Source organism: Salicola sp. AFF1 (assembly GCF_056783195.1).
Genome location: NZ_JBXAYL010000003.1, coordinates 130,152 through 145,824, shown reverse-complemented (window position 1 = coordinate 145,824; position 15,673 = coordinate 130,152). Strand labels below are relative to the sequence as shown.

At 61.7% G+C, this 15,673-nt stretch carries 18 protein-coding genes; 12 read left to right on the top strand and 6 right to left on the bottom strand.

Annotation, left to right across the window (positions count from 1 at the left end):
• Nucleotides 1–58 precede the first annotated feature (58 nt).
• Nucleotides 59–598 carry a DUF4136 domain-containing protein gene (locus AC1RQI_RS03345; protein ID WP_481903643.1) on the top strand — a complete coding sequence of 180 codons (540 nt, stop codon included), beginning with the start codon at nucleotides 59–61 and terminating at the stop codon, nucleotides 596–598.
• Here the strand turns inward: AC1RQI_RS03345 and AC1RQI_RS03340 are convergent.
• The gene (locus tag AC1RQI_RS03340; RefSeq protein WP_481903642.1) at nucleotides 567–2,567 is read right to left on the bottom strand and encodes a putative bifunctional diguanylate cyclase/phosphodiesterase; all 2,001 of its coding nucleotides are present in this window, start codon (nucleotides 2,565–2,567) and stop codon (nucleotides 567–569) included. The two genes, AC1RQI_RS03345 and AC1RQI_RS03340, sit on opposite strands and share 32 nt — an antisense overlap.
• Nucleotides 2,568–2,582: 15 nt before the next feature.
• Nucleotides 2,583–4,391, bottom strand: a complete 1,809-nt coding sequence (locus tag AC1RQI_RS03335) for an ExeM/NucH family extracellular endonuclease (RefSeq protein ID WP_481903641.1) — start codon at nucleotides 4,389–4,391, stop codon at nucleotides 2,583–2,585.
• Nucleotides 4,392–4,580: 189 nt separating this feature from the next.
• Between AC1RQI_RS03335 and slyA the strand changes: the two genes are divergently transcribed.
• Nucleotides 4,581–5,084 (top strand): transcriptional regulator SlyA, encoded by a 504-nt coding sequence (gene slyA, locus AC1RQI_RS03330; RefSeq protein ID WP_481903640.1) that lies wholly within the window; start codon nucleotides 4,581–4,583, stop codon nucleotides 5,082–5,084.
• A complete protein-coding gene (locus tag AC1RQI_RS03325) occupies nucleotides 5,026–6,030 on the top strand; it encodes a L,D-transpeptidase family protein (RefSeq protein WP_481903639.1) in 1,005 nt (334 codons plus the stop codon). Before slyA ends, AC1RQI_RS03325 begins: the two co-directional genes overlap by 59 nt.
• Here the strand turns inward: AC1RQI_RS03325 and yfbR are convergent.
• Nucleotides 6,009–6,608 (bottom strand): 5'-deoxynucleotidase, encoded by a 600-nt coding sequence (yfbR, locus tag AC1RQI_RS03320; RefSeq protein WP_481903638.1) that lies wholly within the window; start codon nucleotides 6,606–6,608, stop codon nucleotides 6,009–6,011. The genes AC1RQI_RS03325 and yfbR overlap by 22 nt on opposite strands.
• Before the next feature lie 128 nt (nucleotides 6,609–6,736).
• On the opposite strand from yfbR, the gene pdxH reads away from it, so the two are divergent.
• The 7 genes from pdxH to AC1RQI_RS03285 all read left to right on the top strand — a co-directional run bounded on the left by pdxH (nucleotide 6,737) and on the right by AC1RQI_RS03285 (nucleotide 10,248).
• Nucleotides 6,737–7,372 (top strand): pyridoxamine 5'-phosphate oxidase, encoded by a 636-nt coding sequence (gene pdxH, locus AC1RQI_RS03315; RefSeq protein WP_481903637.1) that lies wholly within the window; start codon nucleotides 6,737–6,739, stop codon nucleotides 7,370–7,372.
• Complete coding sequence (locus AC1RQI_RS03310; RefSeq protein WP_481903636.1) at nucleotides 7,345–8,052, top strand: 4'-phosphopantetheinyl transferase family protein; 708 nt, start codon at nucleotides 7,345–7,347, stop codon at nucleotides 8,050–8,052. The genes pdxH and AC1RQI_RS03310 overlap by 28 nt, the downstream gene beginning before the upstream one ends.
• Nucleotides 8,049–8,657: a DNA-3-methyladenine glycosylase I gene (locus tag AC1RQI_RS03305; RefSeq protein ID WP_481903635.1), complete on the top strand. Its 609-nt coding sequence runs from the start codon at nucleotides 8,049–8,051 to the stop codon at nucleotides 8,655–8,657. The genes AC1RQI_RS03310 and AC1RQI_RS03305 overlap by 4 nt, the downstream gene beginning before the upstream one ends.
• Nucleotides 8,654–9,031, top strand: coding sequence for a fluoride efflux transporter FluC (locus AC1RQI_RS03300; RefSeq protein ID WP_481903634.1), 378 nt, complete (start codon nucleotides 8,654–8,656; stop codon nucleotides 9,029–9,031). Before AC1RQI_RS03305 ends, AC1RQI_RS03300 begins: the two co-directional genes overlap by 4 nt.
• On the top strand, nucleotides 9,028–9,426 hold the full coding sequence (locus AC1RQI_RS03295) for a fluoride efflux transporter FluC (RefSeq protein WP_481903633.1): 399 nt from the start codon (nucleotides 9,028–9,030) through the stop codon (nucleotides 9,424–9,426). Before AC1RQI_RS03300 ends, AC1RQI_RS03295 begins: the two co-directional genes overlap by 4 nt.
• Nucleotides 9,427–9,499: 73 nt before the next feature.
• Nucleotides 9,500–9,799, top strand: coding sequence for a DUF6482 family protein (locus AC1RQI_RS03290; RefSeq protein ID WP_481903632.1), 300 nt, complete (start codon nucleotides 9,500–9,502; stop codon nucleotides 9,797–9,799).
• On the top strand, nucleotides 9,799–10,248 hold the full coding sequence (locus tag AC1RQI_RS03285) for a DUF3429 domain-containing protein (RefSeq protein WP_481903631.1): 450 nt from the start codon (nucleotides 9,799–9,801) through the stop codon (nucleotides 10,246–10,248). The genes AC1RQI_RS03290 and AC1RQI_RS03285 overlap by 1 nt, the downstream gene beginning before the upstream one ends.
• Before the next feature lie 9 nt (nucleotides 10,249–10,257).
• Here the strand turns inward: AC1RQI_RS03285 and AC1RQI_RS03280 are convergent, their stop codons facing one another.
• From AC1RQI_RS03280 to ectA, 3 genes are all read right to left on the bottom strand, one after another.
• Nucleotides 10,258–11,331: a sigma-70 family RNA polymerase sigma factor gene (locus AC1RQI_RS03280; RefSeq protein ID WP_481903630.1), complete on the bottom strand. Its 1,074-nt coding sequence runs from the start codon at nucleotides 11,329–11,331 to the stop codon at nucleotides 10,258–10,260.
• A 163-nt stretch (nucleotides 11,332–11,494) separates the two neighbouring features.
• Nucleotides 11,495–12,931, bottom strand: a complete 1,437-nt coding sequence (locus AC1RQI_RS03275; protein ID WP_416632882.1) for an aspartate kinase — start codon at nucleotides 12,929–12,931, stop codon at nucleotides 11,495–11,497.
• Between the two features lie 92 nt (nucleotides 12,932–13,023).
• Entirely contained in the window at nucleotides 13,024–13,542 is a 519-nt protein-coding gene (gene ectA / locus AC1RQI_RS03270) for a diaminobutyrate acetyltransferase (protein WP_481903629.1), read from the bottom strand.
• Nucleotides 13,543–14,154: 612 nt separating this feature from the next.
• On the opposite strand from ectA, the gene AC1RQI_RS03265 reads away from it, so the two are divergent.
• Together AC1RQI_RS03265 and AC1RQI_RS03260 are read left to right on the top strand one after the other, a co-directional pair.
• Nucleotides 14,155–14,769: an RNA polymerase sigma factor gene (locus AC1RQI_RS03265; protein ID WP_481903628.1), complete on the top strand. Its 615-nt coding sequence runs from the start codon at nucleotides 14,155–14,157 to the stop codon at nucleotides 14,767–14,769.
• A complete protein-coding gene (locus tag AC1RQI_RS03260; protein WP_481903627.1) occupies nucleotides 14,763–15,605 on the top strand; it encodes a peroxidase-related enzyme in 843 nt (280 codons plus the stop codon). The genes AC1RQI_RS03265 and AC1RQI_RS03260 overlap by 7 nt, the downstream gene beginning before the upstream one ends.
• Nucleotides 15,606–15,673 lie beyond the last annotated feature (68 nt).

The following is a 15,673-nucleotide window of genomic DNA, read 5'->3' as shown; positions in this document are numbered from 1 at the left end:
GGTTCCCTGAAACACAGTATGGGCTCATAATGGATGCGTTAGGTAGGAGGCTGAGCCAATGGCAAGGGTATTGAAAACGGCCACGCTACTCTTGATGCTGGCGACGCTGGCTGGCTGTGCGCGCTATGCCATCATCGATTACGACAGCAGCGCCGGCTTCGAGCGCTACAGCACCTACCGTTTCGCCGAACGCGACGACGACACCGTCCAGGACCTGGATGCCGCGCGCATTGAGCGGGCCCTGAAGCAGGCATTGGCCGATGAAGGCCTGACCCGGGCGGAACGGGAGCCGGATCTCCGGGTCCGGTACCGCATCGAAGAGGCGATCCGGACCGAATCACGGGGACCAACCCTGGGTCTGGGCTTCGGGTTCGGGCGTGGCCCCTTTACGTTTGGTATGGCGAATACCCCGGTGGAAACCCGGACAATCCGCGAGGGACGGTTGGTGGTGGCGATGGTTGATCCGGCTATAGACCAGGTGATCTGGGAAGGCCGTGCCCGGCGCTACCTCAGCGACTCCCACAACACAAAGGAGCGAACCGAACTCATCAAGCGCATCATCAGGGCTATGTTTGAGCAATATCCGCCTGGGCCCTGAGCATTCCCATCCGTACCATCAGGCTCTCGTGGCCACTCAGTGGCATAGGATGGCCGAGCAGGAATCCCTGGACCCAATCGCAGCCTGCTTGCTCAAGAATCGCCCGTTGTGCCTCAGTCTCCACCCCTTCGCTGATCACACCAATGCCGAGGTTGTGCGCCAGCTGGACGATACTTTCCACTAGAAGGCGGTCTTTTTCGGCCTCCGCCACAGGGTCTACAAAGCTCTTGTCGATCTTGAGAATATCCGGGGCGAATTCGCGCAGATAGTTCAAGCTTGAATAGCGCACTCCAAAATCATCAATGGCGATCTTGGCGCCAATGCGACGCAGGCCTTCGAAGAGTCGGCGTGCATAGGCCGGTTCCTCCATCAAGGAACTCTCAGTCAGTTCCAGCTCCAGAATCCCCTCTGGCACGTTGTAGGCTTCGATCAACCGCTGGGTTTCCGTCAACAGGTTTTCATTCCTCAGCTGCCGGGGAGACACGTTGACCGCCACCGAAAAGGTCTGGGGCAGGCCACGGGCACGCCAGCGAGCCACACACTGACAGGCCTGCTCGATCACCCTTACCCCTACCTCCACAATCAGCCCGGTTTCTTCCAGCAACGGGATAAACTCACCAGGCGAGATCATGCCATGCTCAGGGTGGCGCCAGCGCAACAAGCACTCGGTTCCCACCAAGCGCGTGCCGTGAACATCAAACTGGGGCTGGTAATACAATTCGAACTCGTGGTTCTCCACAGCCCGATGAATATCCGCCTCCAACCGCAGGCGCTCCGTACTGGCGGGGTTATCGCTTTCCCGGAAATAGGACCAGTGATTACGGCCATGGTGCTTGGCACTGTACATGGCCACATCCGCGCTTCGGGTGAGGGTCTCGGCATCGCGCCCATCCAGGGGAAAGAGGGCGACACCGAGGCTGACCGTTACAAAGGAATGCTCGCCCTGCAGCTGGTAGGGTTGCGAAAGATGAGCAATAAGCTCGCGCACCAGGGACTCCCGGTGATCCATATCCTCACGCCGGGAAAGCAGGATCGCAAACTCGTCGCCCCCCATCCGGGCCAGGAAGCCCCGGCCCTGAACCACCCGTTGAAGCCGCCTCGCCACCTGGCGCAGCAATTCGTCACCCGCACTGTGCCCGAGCGAGTCATTCACATACTTGAATCGATCCAGGTCGAGAAACAGCAGGGCAAACCCCTCCTCGTTCTGGTTGGCCGCATGGCACTGCTGCTCCAGTCGTTCATGGAAGAAATAGCGGTTGGCGAGCCCGGTCAGGCGATCGTAATGGGCGGCTTCATCAAGCGCTTCCTGCTGGTGGTGCTGCTGGGTGATGTCCTCGGTCACTCCCACCACCCGGACAAGCTCACCCTGCTCATCAAAGACCGGATGGGCACGATCCTCAATCCATAACCAAGCCCCATCGGCGCGCTGGACGCGGTATTGCTGGGTAACACTCTGCTGGTTGCGGGTCATGGTATCCAGAAAGCAGGCGATCCGCTCACTGTCCTGTGGGTGCACGGTCCGCGACCATAGTCCCTTGTCCTCAAGCAGGTGCTCCGAGGGGAATCCCCATAAGGACTCAGCGGCGGGGGAAACGTAGCTCAGTCCCTTCCGCGCCGGGTCCCAGATCCAGAACACTTCGGGCACCTGTTCTGCCATCTCCTGAAACCGCGCTTCCCGCGCCACCGCCTCACGGCTGATCCCTGCAATCGCCGAATAGAGACGGCGCATCGCGAAATACAACAGCAAACCGGTTGCCCCAATGAAGAAAAACCCTTTCCAGGCCTGCAAGCGCACAACCGTCTGTGCATCATCAGTCATCCGCGCCAGCCACAGGTCGCTGAACGCAATCCAGCTGGCTCCAAAAAGGACATAAAGGATCACGATCAGCAATGGCCCCCTTTGCAACAGAAGAGGCCAGTAATGACGGATGTCGTGATTCCGGATGGACGTTCTGAGCTGTTTCGCCATTAACGCGCTCCCGCGTCATTCATCGCCAACAATTGCGGGCTTCAGATCCACCCAGGTCGGGTCATGATCCGAAGCTCGCCAAGGTTTCTTGCCGGCAAGGGTCAGGGAGGCTGGCAACTCAATGCGATCATCCCTGCTGTAGTGCAGTAAGGGCGGTTCATCGGCGTTGATGGCCCGGATCCCTGCTGCTTCGATCGCCCGATCAAGGGCCCCTGAGGCTAAAATATAGTCAAGTGTACCGGACTGTGCGTGGTAAATGTAACTGCTGGCCGGGCGTGGATGCCGGCCACTGAGGGCATTCCGGTAGCCAGCCTGCTTAAGCCTTGCTACCGGCGCTTCCCGGGCATAGGCGTTAAGGTCACCCACCAGCAGCACTCTGGACGCCTCCCCAGCATCGTTCAGCTGCTTCAGCCATTGCAACAAGCGCCGGGTGGCCGCATTGCGATGGGCGCTCCAGCAGCCCGCGCCATCCCCCTGCGCGGCATTGGGGCCACTGGCACTGCCGCAATGCTTGCTCTTGAAGTGATTAACCACCACGCGGAAGACGGTGCCGGATTCCAGGTGGCGAAAGCGCTGGGTTACGGGCGGGCGACTGCCATTGTTGAACGGTGGCGCCCGCAGCACCTGAGCCTCCCCCACGGGCTCAACCCGGTTCCTGCGCCAGACCAGGCCTACGGCAATGGCATCATCACCAGGGCGGCGTGCCGGCCGGACGTAGTCCCAGTCGCCCTCCAGATCCGCCGTCAGCGACGCAATGGCACTGTCCGGGTCGGTGCCGTCATTCTCCAGTTCCACCAACCCAATGATGTCCGCCGCCAAGCCATTCAGGGCGGTGGTCAGGCGCCGGTGCTGGGTCCGCCAGTCAGCTGCCGTTTCCGCGCCACGGCTGGTGGGAAACCCTTCCCCCCTGCCATTGCCATTGAAATAGTTCTTCAGATTGAAGCCCGCAACCCGGACCAATCCCTCCGCCGGGCGCTCCAGCGCCTCCGGGGGTGGATTCCGGACCTCAACCTCAGGCGGGGCCGTGGGCTGGATCCGCCAGGCTTCATACCGGTAGTCCAGTACACCCACGACCTGGGTGAGACCATCCCCCACCCTGAGACGCCGACCGGATTCATAATGCTGGCTCACCCAAGGGGGTAAACCCGGAAACTGGTCTCGAGCCCCATCGTCCAGAGCGAGCCGGCGTTGCTCATTGCGCTCGGCCACCTTGCGCGCCGGCTCTCCAGGGCGAGCGATCTGGGTGGGCTGGAAAAGGCGCTCGTCCGCCAGCGTGACCACGCCATAACGCCCCAGTTCATAGAGGCCGGTAATGGTGGCACCCCCCTGGAGCCGCACCCGCATGCCTTCAACAGACTCCTTTTGCGGTTCGCCAGCAGGCAGGGCCAGTGACCGGGGCCTGGGCAGTGCCGCTGTGCCACATCGGGCTTCAATCCGGGCCTCGGAGAGCTGGGTCATGCCGTGGTATTCACCCGCCTCACCACGCACCCTCAGACGCTCCCCCGACGACACGCGCGCTTGCGGGGCGTACACGAAGAGCCCGCTGGAGCCGTTTGGCGCCGGCGCTGCCGGTTTCTGGATGAAAAAGCCCCCCAGCTCACTGCGATCGGTAAAATCCGCCGTAACCACGCCCTCAGTCACTACCGTGCGGCCATCCAGCGGCGTAACCGCGCCCGTGCCCTGGATTCGGGTAACAGGGGTAGTCTCCCCGTAACAGGCGGATTTGCCTGGTTTCGGCATGGGCCAGAGCCAGTAGCTGAGGCCGAACCAGAGCCCAACGACCACCAGCACCAGCCATGTCGGCACCCGCCTGAGGCTCTTCATCAATGCGTATTCCCTCCGCTCCAGACTGTGGACAACCCCTATGGGGTAAGCCGCTTTCCCCCATTAGACTACCAGAAGGTCATTCAGGGTTGTCGTAGCGGACCTTGGTCCCCTAAGGCACAATGGACCGAATCGGCACTAACGGAACAACCCAGTAATACACCGGAAGGCAGAGCAATGGATGGTAGGATGGCTGATAGCCAGCCCAAACAGAGTTCCGAAACGATGAATCGACGCCAGTTCCCCTTCAGTGTGGCCCGTATCGCCCGTCGCTGGCGCAAGCTTCTCGACGAGCGCCTCAAGGATCTTGGCGTAACGCAGGCGCGCTGGAGCACCATGGTGGCGTTGCACCGGGGCGGCGAAGGGGTTACCCAACGGGAACTGGCGGAACTGATGTCCATCGAGAATCCCACCCTGGTGCGGCTGCTCGATAACCTTGAGAACCAGGGTTTGATCCAGCGCCGCCCCTGTGAACAGGATCGCCGCGCACGCCGTCTGCACCTGACCGAGCTTGGCGAGTCCTTCATCCAGAGGCTGGATGAGCGCGCCGAGGGCCTGCGTGAACAGCTTCTCAATGGCGTCAGTGACGAGGAGCTGGCAACATGCCAGGATGTTTTCGAGCGCATCCTGGCCAATGCGGAAGCTGCAAGTACCGAGCAACAGACCCCCTCTGATCCAGACCCGGATCTTTAGGCTCCCCACAGTACTGGGCGTACTCTGGTTCTGGGCGCTTGCCACGGCTGCTTCAGCCGGTGGGCAGGTGTATCAATGGCAACCGGGACAAACGGTTGTCGGAGCCGCTGAGTGGACCACCACGGCCTACGAGGACACCTTCGCCGGCATCGGGGAAAGGCGCGGTTTTGGCTTTCTTGAAATGGTGCGCGCCAACCCGGAAATCGATCCCTGGCTGCCGGGAGAGGGCACCCGCATCAGGCTGCCATCGCGGCGGCTTCTGCCTTCTCGCCCCCACGAGGACATCGTGATCAACCTTGCCGAGTTCCGGCTCTATCATTTCCGGGATGGCGAAGTGGCCACCTATCCTGTCGGCATCGGTAACGCCAGTACGCCCTCACCACTGACCAACACCAGGGTTCAAATGCGCCTGGAATCGCCAGCCTGGTATCCGCCGGAGTCCATCCGCCAGGAAGCGGCCGAAAAGGGCAAGACGCTTCCGGCAGAAATCCCCCCTGGCCCCTCCAACCCGCTTGGCCCGTACGCACTCCAGCTGGCGGAAGATGGTTACCTGATCCACGGGACCAACAAGCGCTTTGGCGTGGGCCAGCGGGTCAGCCATGGCTGTATCCGCATGTTCAATGACGACATTGAGCAACTGTTCTGGGCCACGCCCAAGGGCAGTGGTGTCCGGATTGTGGAGGAGCCCGTCAAGGCAGCTGTTGAGAGCAACACCATCTGGCTGCAGGTTCACGGACAGAAGGAAACCCTCACCAAGGCGGACCATGACCGACTCTGGCGGGAAGCCGGCAAGGCCCTGAAGCGCATCCGGGAGACCCGGAGTGGCGTTGAGATCCACCGCGCGCGCGTTGAGGAGGCCGTGGAACAGGCCAGCGGCATTGCAGTGCGTGTTGGCAGGGTCACGGGCGCGGCATCAGGATGGCGCTATTGGCGTTCCAGCAAATAGTCAAGGCTGGCGCCGTAATCCGGTGCAAACACCTCCAGAAAGTACGCGACCTCCGGCAGCGCCTCGGATTCCAGCCGTGACCGGATCTGCTGTGCCGCCTTCTCGAATTCACGATTGCCCGCGCGCAGTTCCGCCTCACACTTGAGCAGTGCGGCCAGCCGGTCCGCCGCCTTGATCAGTTCCGCCGTGCTGTCGCTCCAACTGCTCTCCTGCAGGTAGGGCGCCAGCGCCGGACGCAACGCCTCCGGCAGCAGGGCCAGCAGCTCCTTCTGCGCGCGGTGCTCCACATCCGCAAAGGCCTCGCGCATAACGCTGGAATAATACTTCACCGGGGTGGGCATATCCCCCGTAATCACCTCGGATGCATCGTGATAGAGGGCGGCCGCGGCAATGGCATCCGCGTTCACGTTGCCGTCATAGTGCGTGTTTCGGATGGTGGCCAGGGCGTGGGCCAGAACGGACACTTCCCAGGAGTGGGTGGCCACATCCTCCTCGATGGCATTACGCATCAGCCCCCAGCGGCGGATCCAGCGCAGGCGGCCAAGATAGGCGAAAAAGGGGCTGGTACGGCGTGCCATGGTCCGGTAACTCCTCTCATCAGGTCAACGCGCTTCACGATGGTGGCATTATACGGCCAGGCGGCTACCTCCGGGCAATGCAGGCGGTAACATGTTAGTGTTCCGTCCTCGGGAAGAGGAGATGAAGCATGGACATTGGCGACATGCGCCGGGAATTCGAAAGCGAGGGACTGGAACGGGACCAGCTGGATGAATGCCCGTTCCGGCAATTCGAGCACTGGTTTGCCCAGGCCCAGGAAGCGGGGATCGAGGATCCCAATGCCCTGACACTGGCAACGGCGGATGCCGAAGGCTGGCCCACCGCCCGCACTGTGTTGCTCAAGTACTTCGATACCCAGGGCTTCGTGTTCTACACCAACTATGGCAGCCGCAAGGCCAAGGCCCTGGCGGCCAATCCCCGGGCGGCCATGCTGTTCCCGTGGGTGGCGCTCAACCGGCAGGTCACGATCGAGGGCCATGTCACCAGGGTCAGCCGCCAGGAATCACTGACGTATTTCACCTCCCGCCCCGAGGGCAGCCAGCTGGGAGCCTGGGTCTCACAGCAGAGCGCGGCGATTGAGTCCCGCCAGGCGCTGGAAGCCAAGCTCCAGAGCATGAAGGAACGCTTTCGCCAGGGGCGGATTCCGCTTCCGGATTTCTGGGGCGGCTACCGGGTAATCCCCGAGCGCATCGAGTTCTGGCAGGGCCGGCCCAGCCGCCTGCATGACCGCTTTGAATACCGCCGGGAAGGTGAGGGATGGCGGATCCAGCGCCTGCAGCCGTAACGCCGCCGCACTTGTTCAGCACCGCCCCGGGCCCAGCCGGCGAGTCGGCATTGTCTCTCAACAAGGCCGAGCAGGCCCGGGCTGCCGCCATGGCGGACGACCAGCGCCGGGCCACCTATGAGTCCGCGCGCATGCTGTGGCGCCAGGGAGCCCGGGCCTTTACCCAGGCCCAGGGGATGGAGTGCCCTGATTTCAGCCAGCTTCCTGCCCATGGCGCCATTACGCCGCACGATGGCGCTTTCTGCAGCAGCCTCTGCCACACAGACAGCCTTGTTCTGGTCGCCTTCAGCAAGGGCGCCATCGGTGTGGACGCGGAACCGGTCACCCGCACTCCCCCCTGGGAAGCACTGGCCCGGCGCTGGTTCACCCCCAGCGAAACCGACTGGCTGCGTCATCAGAACCAGCCGCGAGACACCTTCCTGACGCTCTGGACGCTGAAGGAAGCCTGGATCAAGGCGACAGGGCGGGGCATTGCCGGCAACCTTCAGGCCCTGTTTTTCAGCCCCGAACGCAACCGGCTGGTCCTGGACCAACCGGATCCGTCCTGGTGTGTGGCCACCACCACGAGCCAGGGCCACCGGATCGGCGTGATCTGGCAGGGCGGGGCCTCCCCTGAATGGTGGCATGACGGGAACGCTTGTAACGTCCACTGGCACCGCCACGAGGCTGATGAACCATGAAGAACGTGACGCAACGCAGTGACGGGCGCTGCCCCTGGTGCGGCGATGCCCCGGATTACATTGAGTACCACGACCGGGTCTGGGGACGGCCCGTAACGGCACGCGACGAGCTGTTTGAAAAACTCTGCCTGGACGGTCAGCAGGCCGGGCTGAGCTGGTTGACCATCCTGCGCAAGCAGTCGGGCTACCGGCAGCGGTTCGAGGGATTCAGCCCGGAACGGCTGAGTGCCTGGGACGAGGAGGCGATTGAAGCCGCCCTGCGGGACCCGGGGATTGTGCGCAACCGTCGCAAGGTGGAAGCCATTGTCGGCAACGCCCGGGCGCTTCTGGCAATGGAGGAGGCCGGCGAGGACTTCAGTGACTTCCTGTGGTCGTTCGTGAACCACCAAACGATCATCAACGAGTTCCAGGACGTGCGCGACATCCCGGACGAGACCGCCGAATCCCGCGCCATGTCGCGGGCGCTCAAGAAACGGGGCTTCCGCTTCGTGGGCCCCACCATCTGCTACGCCTTCATGCAGGCGGTGGGTATGGTGAACGACCATCTGCTGGGCTGCCCTGTACGGGAGGAGACCCTGGCACTGAGCCGGGAGGCGGTACAGTGATTGGCGAGCTGGCCGCAGTGGCAACCGGCAGCGCACTGGGCGGCCTCTGCCGGTTCCACCTGACAGCCTGGATCGACCGTCAGGCCCCAACGCCGTTCCCTCTCGCCACCCTGGCCGTGAACATCCTGGGCACCTTCCTTCTTGGGCTTCTGGCCGGGGTAGTGGGCAGCGCCGTTGATCAACCGGTCATTGCCTCCCTGGCGATGACCGGTTTCTGCGGCAGCGTGACGACCGTTTCGTCCTGGTCGCTCCAGACCCTGACCCTGGCCCGTTCAGGCCGATTGGTCGCGGCCCTGCTCAACCTGGCCATTACGGTGGCGGCCGGCCTGGGCGCGCTGATGCTGGGCATGACGATGACGGGAGCAACGCCATGAACCACGCCACCGTCAGCCTCTGGATGGCCCTGGGCACAGCGACAGGGGGGATGCTGCGGTACGGGGTGGCTCAATCCATCGCCACCGGTGACGCTTTCCCCTGGAGCACACTGATCGTGAACGCGCTGGGCTCGCTGTTGATCGGTTGGATTGCCGGACGCGCCACCGATCCCGGGTCCAGGCTGGCCCACGCCCACATCCATGCTTTCTGGGTGCCGGGATTCTGCGCCGGGCTTACCACCTTTTCGGTGTTCAGCCAGGACACAATGAGGCTATTACAATCAGGCGCCACAGGTGCCGGCATTGCCAATATCACCACCACCCTGCTGCTCATGCTGGCAGCCACTGCCCTTGGATTGGCAATGGCGCCGAAGTGGTCCGGGCACAGAGACTGAACGCAGCAGCAAACCAGATCCCGCCCACCCATCGTATCTTTAACAACATCCAAGGGCAGGGTGGGAGCCCATCATGCGTATTGCCTTTTCCGCACTCCGGAACGCCGCCAGGCGCATCGAGCATACGGAGATCCGTTCGCTCGAAGGACAGACCTATATCGTCAGGGTACTTCTGGACGGGCAACACTGGCTCCTGTCGGACGACAATAACGAAACAATCCGTTTTCCAAGCCTTCCCAGCGCCAATGAGCTGCTGGATGAGGTCGGAGTCCTCACCCGTGAGCTGGTTCACGACTCCGCCTACGATGAGATGGTGGGTCTGGAGAACAGCGGTACCCACTCCCTGCGCATCCCCACCGGGAGAGACCGCTGATGCTCGCGATCCGTCCACTTGCCGTCACTTTCGGGCTCGCGGGGTTGATTCCCTTCCTGGCCACCCTGAGCGTCATGGTATTGGGCGCTCACCATGACCTGCTCGCCACGCAGCTGTTCTACCTTTACAGCGCGGGCATACTGGCGTTTCTCAGTGGTGTCTATTGGCCCATCAGCATGCAGATCGGCGAGCACAGCTATCCGCTGTCTCCCATTCATGCCATGTTTCTGAGCCAGTTCTTCTTTATTTCGGCGGGTCTCACCCTTCTGTTGGACTGGCACCTCCAGGCGCTCATCTTCCCTGTCCTCTACCTTCTGCTGTGCCTGACGGATTGTTTTGCCATGCCAGGCTTCTGGCCCAGCTGGTATCTCCGTCTCCGCCTCTTCCTTACGGCCAGCGTCGTCGCTTGCCAGGCGGCGGCCGCCGCCTGGCTCTACCTCACGCACTAGCTGCGCGGTTCAGTTCCCGGCCACATCCGCGAAGTGGGTGGCATGTTCACGCAACTTGCGCAGTGCGCCCTTTTCAATCTGGCGCACACGTTCCCGACTGATGCCCAGCTCTTCCGAGATGAGCTGCAGGGTTTCGGGCTCGTCCCGGTTAATGCCAAAACGCCGGCCAAGGATGTCGGCCTCGCGCTCCCGCAGCAGATGGAACAGGTCCTTCAGAAGGCGCGCCTGATCCCGTTCCATAAGGGGAGACTCCCCGAGATCGCCACTGTCGTCAGCAAGCGTATCCCCGAGTTCCAGATCGCCTTCACTGGAGATGGGCGTGGCGGTTGAAACCTCGGGGCGGGCAAACCCAAGCAGCTCATCAACCCGATCCGGCGTTGTCTCGGCTGCCCTGGCCAGTTGGTAGCGGTCCGGCTGTTCCCCGGACTCGCGCTGCAGCCGACCTTCCACGGCCTGAAGACGACGAATCTCATCCACGACATGGTCAGGCGTGCGTACCACCCGCCGGCCCCGCTTAATGGCCCTTTTGACCTCTTCCGAAATCCACCAGTAGGCGTAGGTGGAAAACTTGAACCCACGGGTCGGGTCAAACCGCTCCACCGCCTTGATCAAGCCAAGGTTGGCTTCCTGGATCAGATCCGGCAGCGGCAGACCGCGGTTCTGCTGACCACGGGCAATGTACACCGCCAGCCGCAGGTTGCTCTGGATGAGCTTGCGTCGCCAACGCCGGAGATCAGCCAGGTGCTGGCGTGCATGGTCGCTCAGGGTACCCGTGTGGGCCTCGACCCGCGCGAGCACTTCCCGGATGGTCAGTGCCTCGGGCTCTGGTTCGGCCACTTCACAGAGCAGCCCGCGCAACGTCGTTTCCAGCGACGCACCGAGGTCACGCTCCTCCTCTTTGCCAAGGAGCGAGAATCGATGCGCATCACGAAAGTAATGACCAACGACGGAGGCAGGCTCCTGATCGTCCAGCGCTTCCGGCTCGGCTGACGCCGGTTCCTTCCAGTTCTCCGTCGTTTCGGCCCTGACGTCGTCAACCAGCTCACGGTCACGCTGTTCCATTGGGTCCAACAGCGTATCCATAGTATTCCCCTGGTTGATGGTTGTATTGATATATACTTTATGCGGTTGTATGTGGATGACTCAATGCACTGGCGAGTGTTACAGGGAAAGGGAACGAAAGCCCCTGGCGCACAGGGGCTCAGCGCCAATAGTGCGGTTTCATCAATGGCATTGAGCCAGCCAATCAGGCCGCCACGATGGCGTACTCGTGCTTGTGTGGCTCAATCAGCTTGCCGTGCAGGGTGGCGATGGCACGCTCGTAGTCACTCTCTTCCACCACGAACTGCATATCCACCTGCCGCATGCACTGGTGCATGGCCAGGACCGGGATTTCAGCCTCCTGAAGGGCGTTGACGGCGGTCGCCAGAAGGCCCGGCACCTGCATGTCGCTGCCAATCGCCGATACGATGGCCACCTTGCGGGTGGAAATCTCCGCGGACGGAAAGACCTCTTCCAGCGCTTTCACCAGCCGTTTGACGTTGCGCAGCGACGTATCCACATAGTGCGTGATGGTGTTGGCGTTGGTGTCCTTGCTGAGGAAGTGCACCTTGAAGCGGGACAGGATCTCCAGGAACTTACGGTCCGCTCCGGGCTCCCCCAGCATGTCCTGGTCGAACACCTCAATGCCGAAGACATGCTTCATGCCAGCCACGATCTCCACCTGTGGCTTCTCGCTGACATAATCGCGGGTGATCAGAGTACCTGTATGCTCAGGCTCAAAGGTATTCTTCAGCCGCAGTGGGATATCCGCCTGGCGCATGCCCTTGGCCGCGCGCGGGTGGATCGCCTCCATGCCCAGGTTGGCCAGCTGGTCACCCACGTCGTAGTTGGTGCGGCCCAGCGGCACCACCTTCTCCGCATCCACAATCTTCGGATCGGCGGAACTCAGGTGGTATTCCTTGTGGATCACCGCTTCCTTGGCCTCGGTCATACAGGCAATGCGGGAGAACGTCATCTCACTGTAGCCCCGGTCAAAGGTGCGCATCAGCCCTTCCTGGCACTGGGCGTAGCCGGTCACGATGGCCAGTTCACGACTGAGATCAATCTTGTCGAACGCCTGGGCAAGCTTTTCGTCCAGGGGAAGTGTCTCGGTATCGCGCCAGCCGGTGAGATCCACCAGCCGGGCGTTGTAGCCCTCGTTCTGCAGCAACAGGGTGGTATTGAACGCACTGTGGGCCTCGCCGATGCCGGCGAGCATCTCACGCACCGTCAACAGGTGGTCCTCCAGCTGGAAATGCCCGTAGGAGCACAGGCGCTGGAGATCCAGGAGGCAGTTGCGGACACCCTCGATGCGTTCGGCAATGAACTGGTCGGCCTGCTGGCTCAGCAGCTCGTCGCCAAACAGCTCCTCGTTGATCTCGCACAGATACTTTGAAAGCTTGGTCAGCTCATCCCCCCAGGCCCAGTCGGAGTCCGACTGGGAGAACAGCGCATAGACCCCAGCATCGCCGGTTTTCTTGTGTTCCAGAAGCCGGTCCGTGACGCCGCCGTAGGCGGAGACCACAAAGATGCGGTTGTAGACGTCCCCTTCCTCGCGGTTCGCAAGAATGATGTTGTCGCGAACGGCGGCATAATCCGACATGGACGTACCACCGATTTTCTCTACCGTATGATCTGCCATAGTACCGTTCTTGCCTTGATTCTGACTTTGCGCCCGGTACCGACCGGTCTTTCTGCCGACCAGTATAGCCGGGACGATAACCGTATGCTGTTTCAGTGACCGTTCACGTTGAAGGGGCCAATCCGCAGCAGGATCTCGGAATCATGGTGGCCGCCGAAGTGAATGTCACTGTCGAAGAAGGTTGCCCGCTGTGTCTCCGCCCCCACCTCCCGCGCGAAGGACAGGAACAGCCCCCAGGACGCCTCGTTGTCCTCGGTGATGGTGGTGTCCATGAAACGCACGTTGCCGCAGGCCGGGCGCTGGGTGACGAACCGCAGCATGCGTTTGCCCAGGCCCGTGCCTCGGGCTTTTTCATGCACCGCCACCTGCCACACAAAAACCGTTTCCGGCTTGTCGGGCGGAATATAGGCGGAAATGAAACCCACCAGTTCACCGTCAAGCTCAGCCGCCACGCCGGTGGGCGCAAAATGGGTGCACTGGAGCAGGTTGCAATAGATGGAATTGGGATCGAGGGGGGGGCATTCAGCAATCAGCCGGTGCAGCCGGTAGCCATCGGTGTCCTTCGGCTGCCTGAGCTCGATTGCCTCCGCCCTGGAGGTCTCGCTGGTCATTCGGTCTCGAGTTCACCCAGCCATCGGAGCTGTGCCCGCTGTTCTGACTGAGTGCCTTTGCCGTTGATTTTGAGGGCCTTTCCCCAGCCCTGTATGGGGTAATACTTACGCCATTATAAAGGGTGGCTGGTGAAAAGGGAACCAAGTGCTCAAACACCACCTCTTCACCCCTGGGTTGGCCGCTTTCGCCAGGTACTGTCTTGTTGCTGTTGCTCATAGGTAACCACTTCCGGGTCATCGCTGGCTCATTGCCGTAAAGACACGCTCAAAGATGATCCGTTACAGAAGCTTTTGCAGATCAGCCGGCTGCATGAGCGCCGATCATATCGTCCGGCCTGGAGGCAGCCTGGGTGCAACGCGATTCGGAAACCACCTTCGATCCCTGGGGAATTGAGCCCAGTCTCGTGACCCAGAACCTGGAGGAACTGGCTGACCGGCTTCCAGCTTAAAGGCCACCAATCAATACGGAGACGCCTCCAGATCGTGCGGCACCAACAGCGGGTGGTAACGATTCGAACACGCAAAAGTCCAAATATAAAGAATCGGATTTTTACCCAGACAGTAATAGGCCGTTATGATTACAAGCCATAGAAAACCCTGATGGATGCGGGCATGGACGGGGCAGTGACGGACGAGCAACAGTTGGTGGAGCGCCTCCGCCAGCGGGACACCCAGGCCTACCACGAGGCCGTCCAGCGGTTCTCAGGGGCGATGCTGGCAACTGCACGGAGCATGCTCGACCCGGCCACGGCCGAGGATGTGGTGCAGGAGACGTGGGTTACGGTCGTGGATGCCATCGATGGCTTCGAAGGCCGATCCGCCCTCAAGACCTGGCTCTGCACCATTACCGCCAACCGTGCCCGTAACCGGCTTCGCCGAAGCAAACGCGAAACACTGACGGATTTCCAGGCCCCTCTGGATCCGGCACTCGAGGCCCGATTCAACGAGGGCGGGAGCTGGGCCCAGCCAACACGGCCCTGGGGCTCGGAGTCCGCGGAAGAGCTGCTGTCCAACGAGGCACTGCAGGACTGCCTGGAGAAACACTATGACGCCCTGCCTGAAACCCAGCGCGCCGTACTGATGATGCGCGATATCCAGCAGATGGAAGCCGAAGAGGTCTGTCGCATACTGGGGTTATCCGGATCCAATCTGAGGGTCACGCTGCATCGCGCGCGCCAGAAACTGTTCACCATGATTGAGGGCTTCCGGGAGACAGGCGAATGCTGAAATGTCATGACGTCACCGCCATGGCCAGTGACTGGCTGGATGGCCAGCTGACCGTCGGAGAGCGTTTACGCCTGCGGACCCATCTATGGATGTGCCAGCACTGCCGGAATTTCGTAGACGGCCTGGCGGCCACCCAGAGAGCCCTGCGCCACCATGTCCCGGCTGAGGCCGGAGTCACGCCGGACTTTGAACAACGGCTCCAGAAACAGCTCGCTGAGCGCCTTTCGGCAGCACCGGCAGAGCCTGGCGCCACGGATTCACCGGCACAGGCGCACCCCCATGCCTGTAATGACGCGGTTTTCCTACCCGTCGAGGATGAGGGTGACGCACGGGTCCAGGCAGTCTTCGCGGAAATCCGTGAGCGCGAGGGCTATGTTCCCAACCTGTTCCGGAGCTATGCCCACCACCCGGAACAGCTGGAACAGGTCTGGGGTCGTGTGCGCAGCCTGATGTTCGGAGGCCAGCTCTCATCCCGGCTCAAGCACACCATCGCTGTGTTGGTGTCCCATGACAACGAGTGTCATTACTGCGTCGTCCACCATCGTCGCTTCCTGCGCCAGCTGGGCGTAAGCTCACATCAACTGAAACAGCTGCTCACAACCGCAGAGGCAAACTTCCTGACCTCCAGTGAAAAGGCTCTTCTGAAACTGGTCCGGGAGGCCAACCGCAACCCCCACCATGTACCTCCGGAGCTTTTGGAAGCGGTACACCAGGCCGGCGCGAGTGACAGCGATATTATTGAGGCCATGAGCACCATGGAGCTCTATTCCGGCATCAACCGCATGCTCGATACACTCCATGTTCCCCTGGAACCCGGGATCACCGCCGAATCCTGATCCGGCTGTAACGCCCTGACGCCTGACGTGTCCCACCCTGAGCAATGCTCATTTTGGGAAGTAACCGG

Coding starts and splice junctions, on each gene's coding strand:
- AC1RQI_RS03280 (WP_481903630.1), bottom strand. CDS start 11,331: ATGGATACGCTGTTGGACCCAATGGAACAGCGTGACCGTGAGCTGGTT.
- ectA (WP_481903629.1), bottom strand. CDS start 13,542: ATGACCAGCGAGACCTCCAGGGCGGAGGCAATCGAGCTCAGGCAGCCG.
- AC1RQI_RS03340 (WP_481903642.1), bottom strand. CDS start 2,567: ATGGCGAAACAGCTCAGAACGTCCATCCGGAATCACGACATCCGTCAT.
- pdxH (WP_481903637.1), top strand. CDS start 6,737: ATGGACATTGGCGACATGCGCCGGGAATTCGAAAGCGAGGGACTGGAA.
- AC1RQI_RS03275 (WP_416632882.1), bottom strand. CDS start 12,931: ATGGCAGATCATACGGTAGAGAAAATCGGTGGTACGTCCATGTCGGAT.
- AC1RQI_RS03310 (WP_481903636.1), top strand. CDS start 7,345: ATGGCGGATCCAGCGCCTGCAGCCGTAACGCCGCCGCACTTGTTCAGC.
- AC1RQI_RS03265 (WP_481903628.1), top strand. CDS start 14,155: ATGGACGGGGCAGTGACGGACGAGCAACAGTTGGTGGAGCGCCTCCGC.
- AC1RQI_RS03335 (WP_481903641.1), bottom strand. CDS start 4,391: ATGAAGAGCCTCAGGCGGGTGCCGACATGGCTGGTGCTGGTGGTCGTT.
- AC1RQI_RS03260 (WP_481903627.1), top strand. CDS start 14,763: ATGCTGAAATGTCATGACGTCACCGCCATGGCCAGTGACTGGCTGGAT.
- AC1RQI_RS03305 (WP_481903635.1), top strand. CDS start 8,049: ATGAAGAACGTGACGCAACGCAGTGACGGGCGCTGCCCCTGGTGCGGC.
- AC1RQI_RS03345 (WP_481903643.1), top strand. CDS start 59: ATGGCAAGGGTATTGAAAACGGCCACGCTACTCTTGATGCTGGCGACG.
- AC1RQI_RS03325 (WP_481903639.1), top strand. CDS start 5,026: ATGCGGAAGCTGCAAGTACCGAGCAACAGACCCCCTCTGATCCAGACC.
- AC1RQI_RS03285 (WP_481903631.1), top strand. CDS start 9,799: ATGCTCGCGATCCGTCCACTTGCCGTCACTTTCGGGCTCGCGGGGTTG.
- slyA (WP_481903640.1), top strand. CDS start 4,581: ATGGCTGATAGCCAGCCCAAACAGAGTTCCGAAACGATGAATCGACGC.
- AC1RQI_RS03290 (WP_481903632.1), top strand. CDS start 9,500: ATGCGTATTGCCTTTTCCGCACTCCGGAACGCCGCCAGGCGCATCGAG.
- AC1RQI_RS03295 (WP_481903633.1), top strand. CDS start 9,028: ATGAACCACGCCACCGTCAGCCTCTGGATGGCCCTGGGCACAGCGACA.
- yfbR (WP_481903638.1), bottom strand. CDS start 6,608: ATGGCACGCCGTACCAGCCCCTTTTTCGCCTATCTTGGCCGCCTGCGC.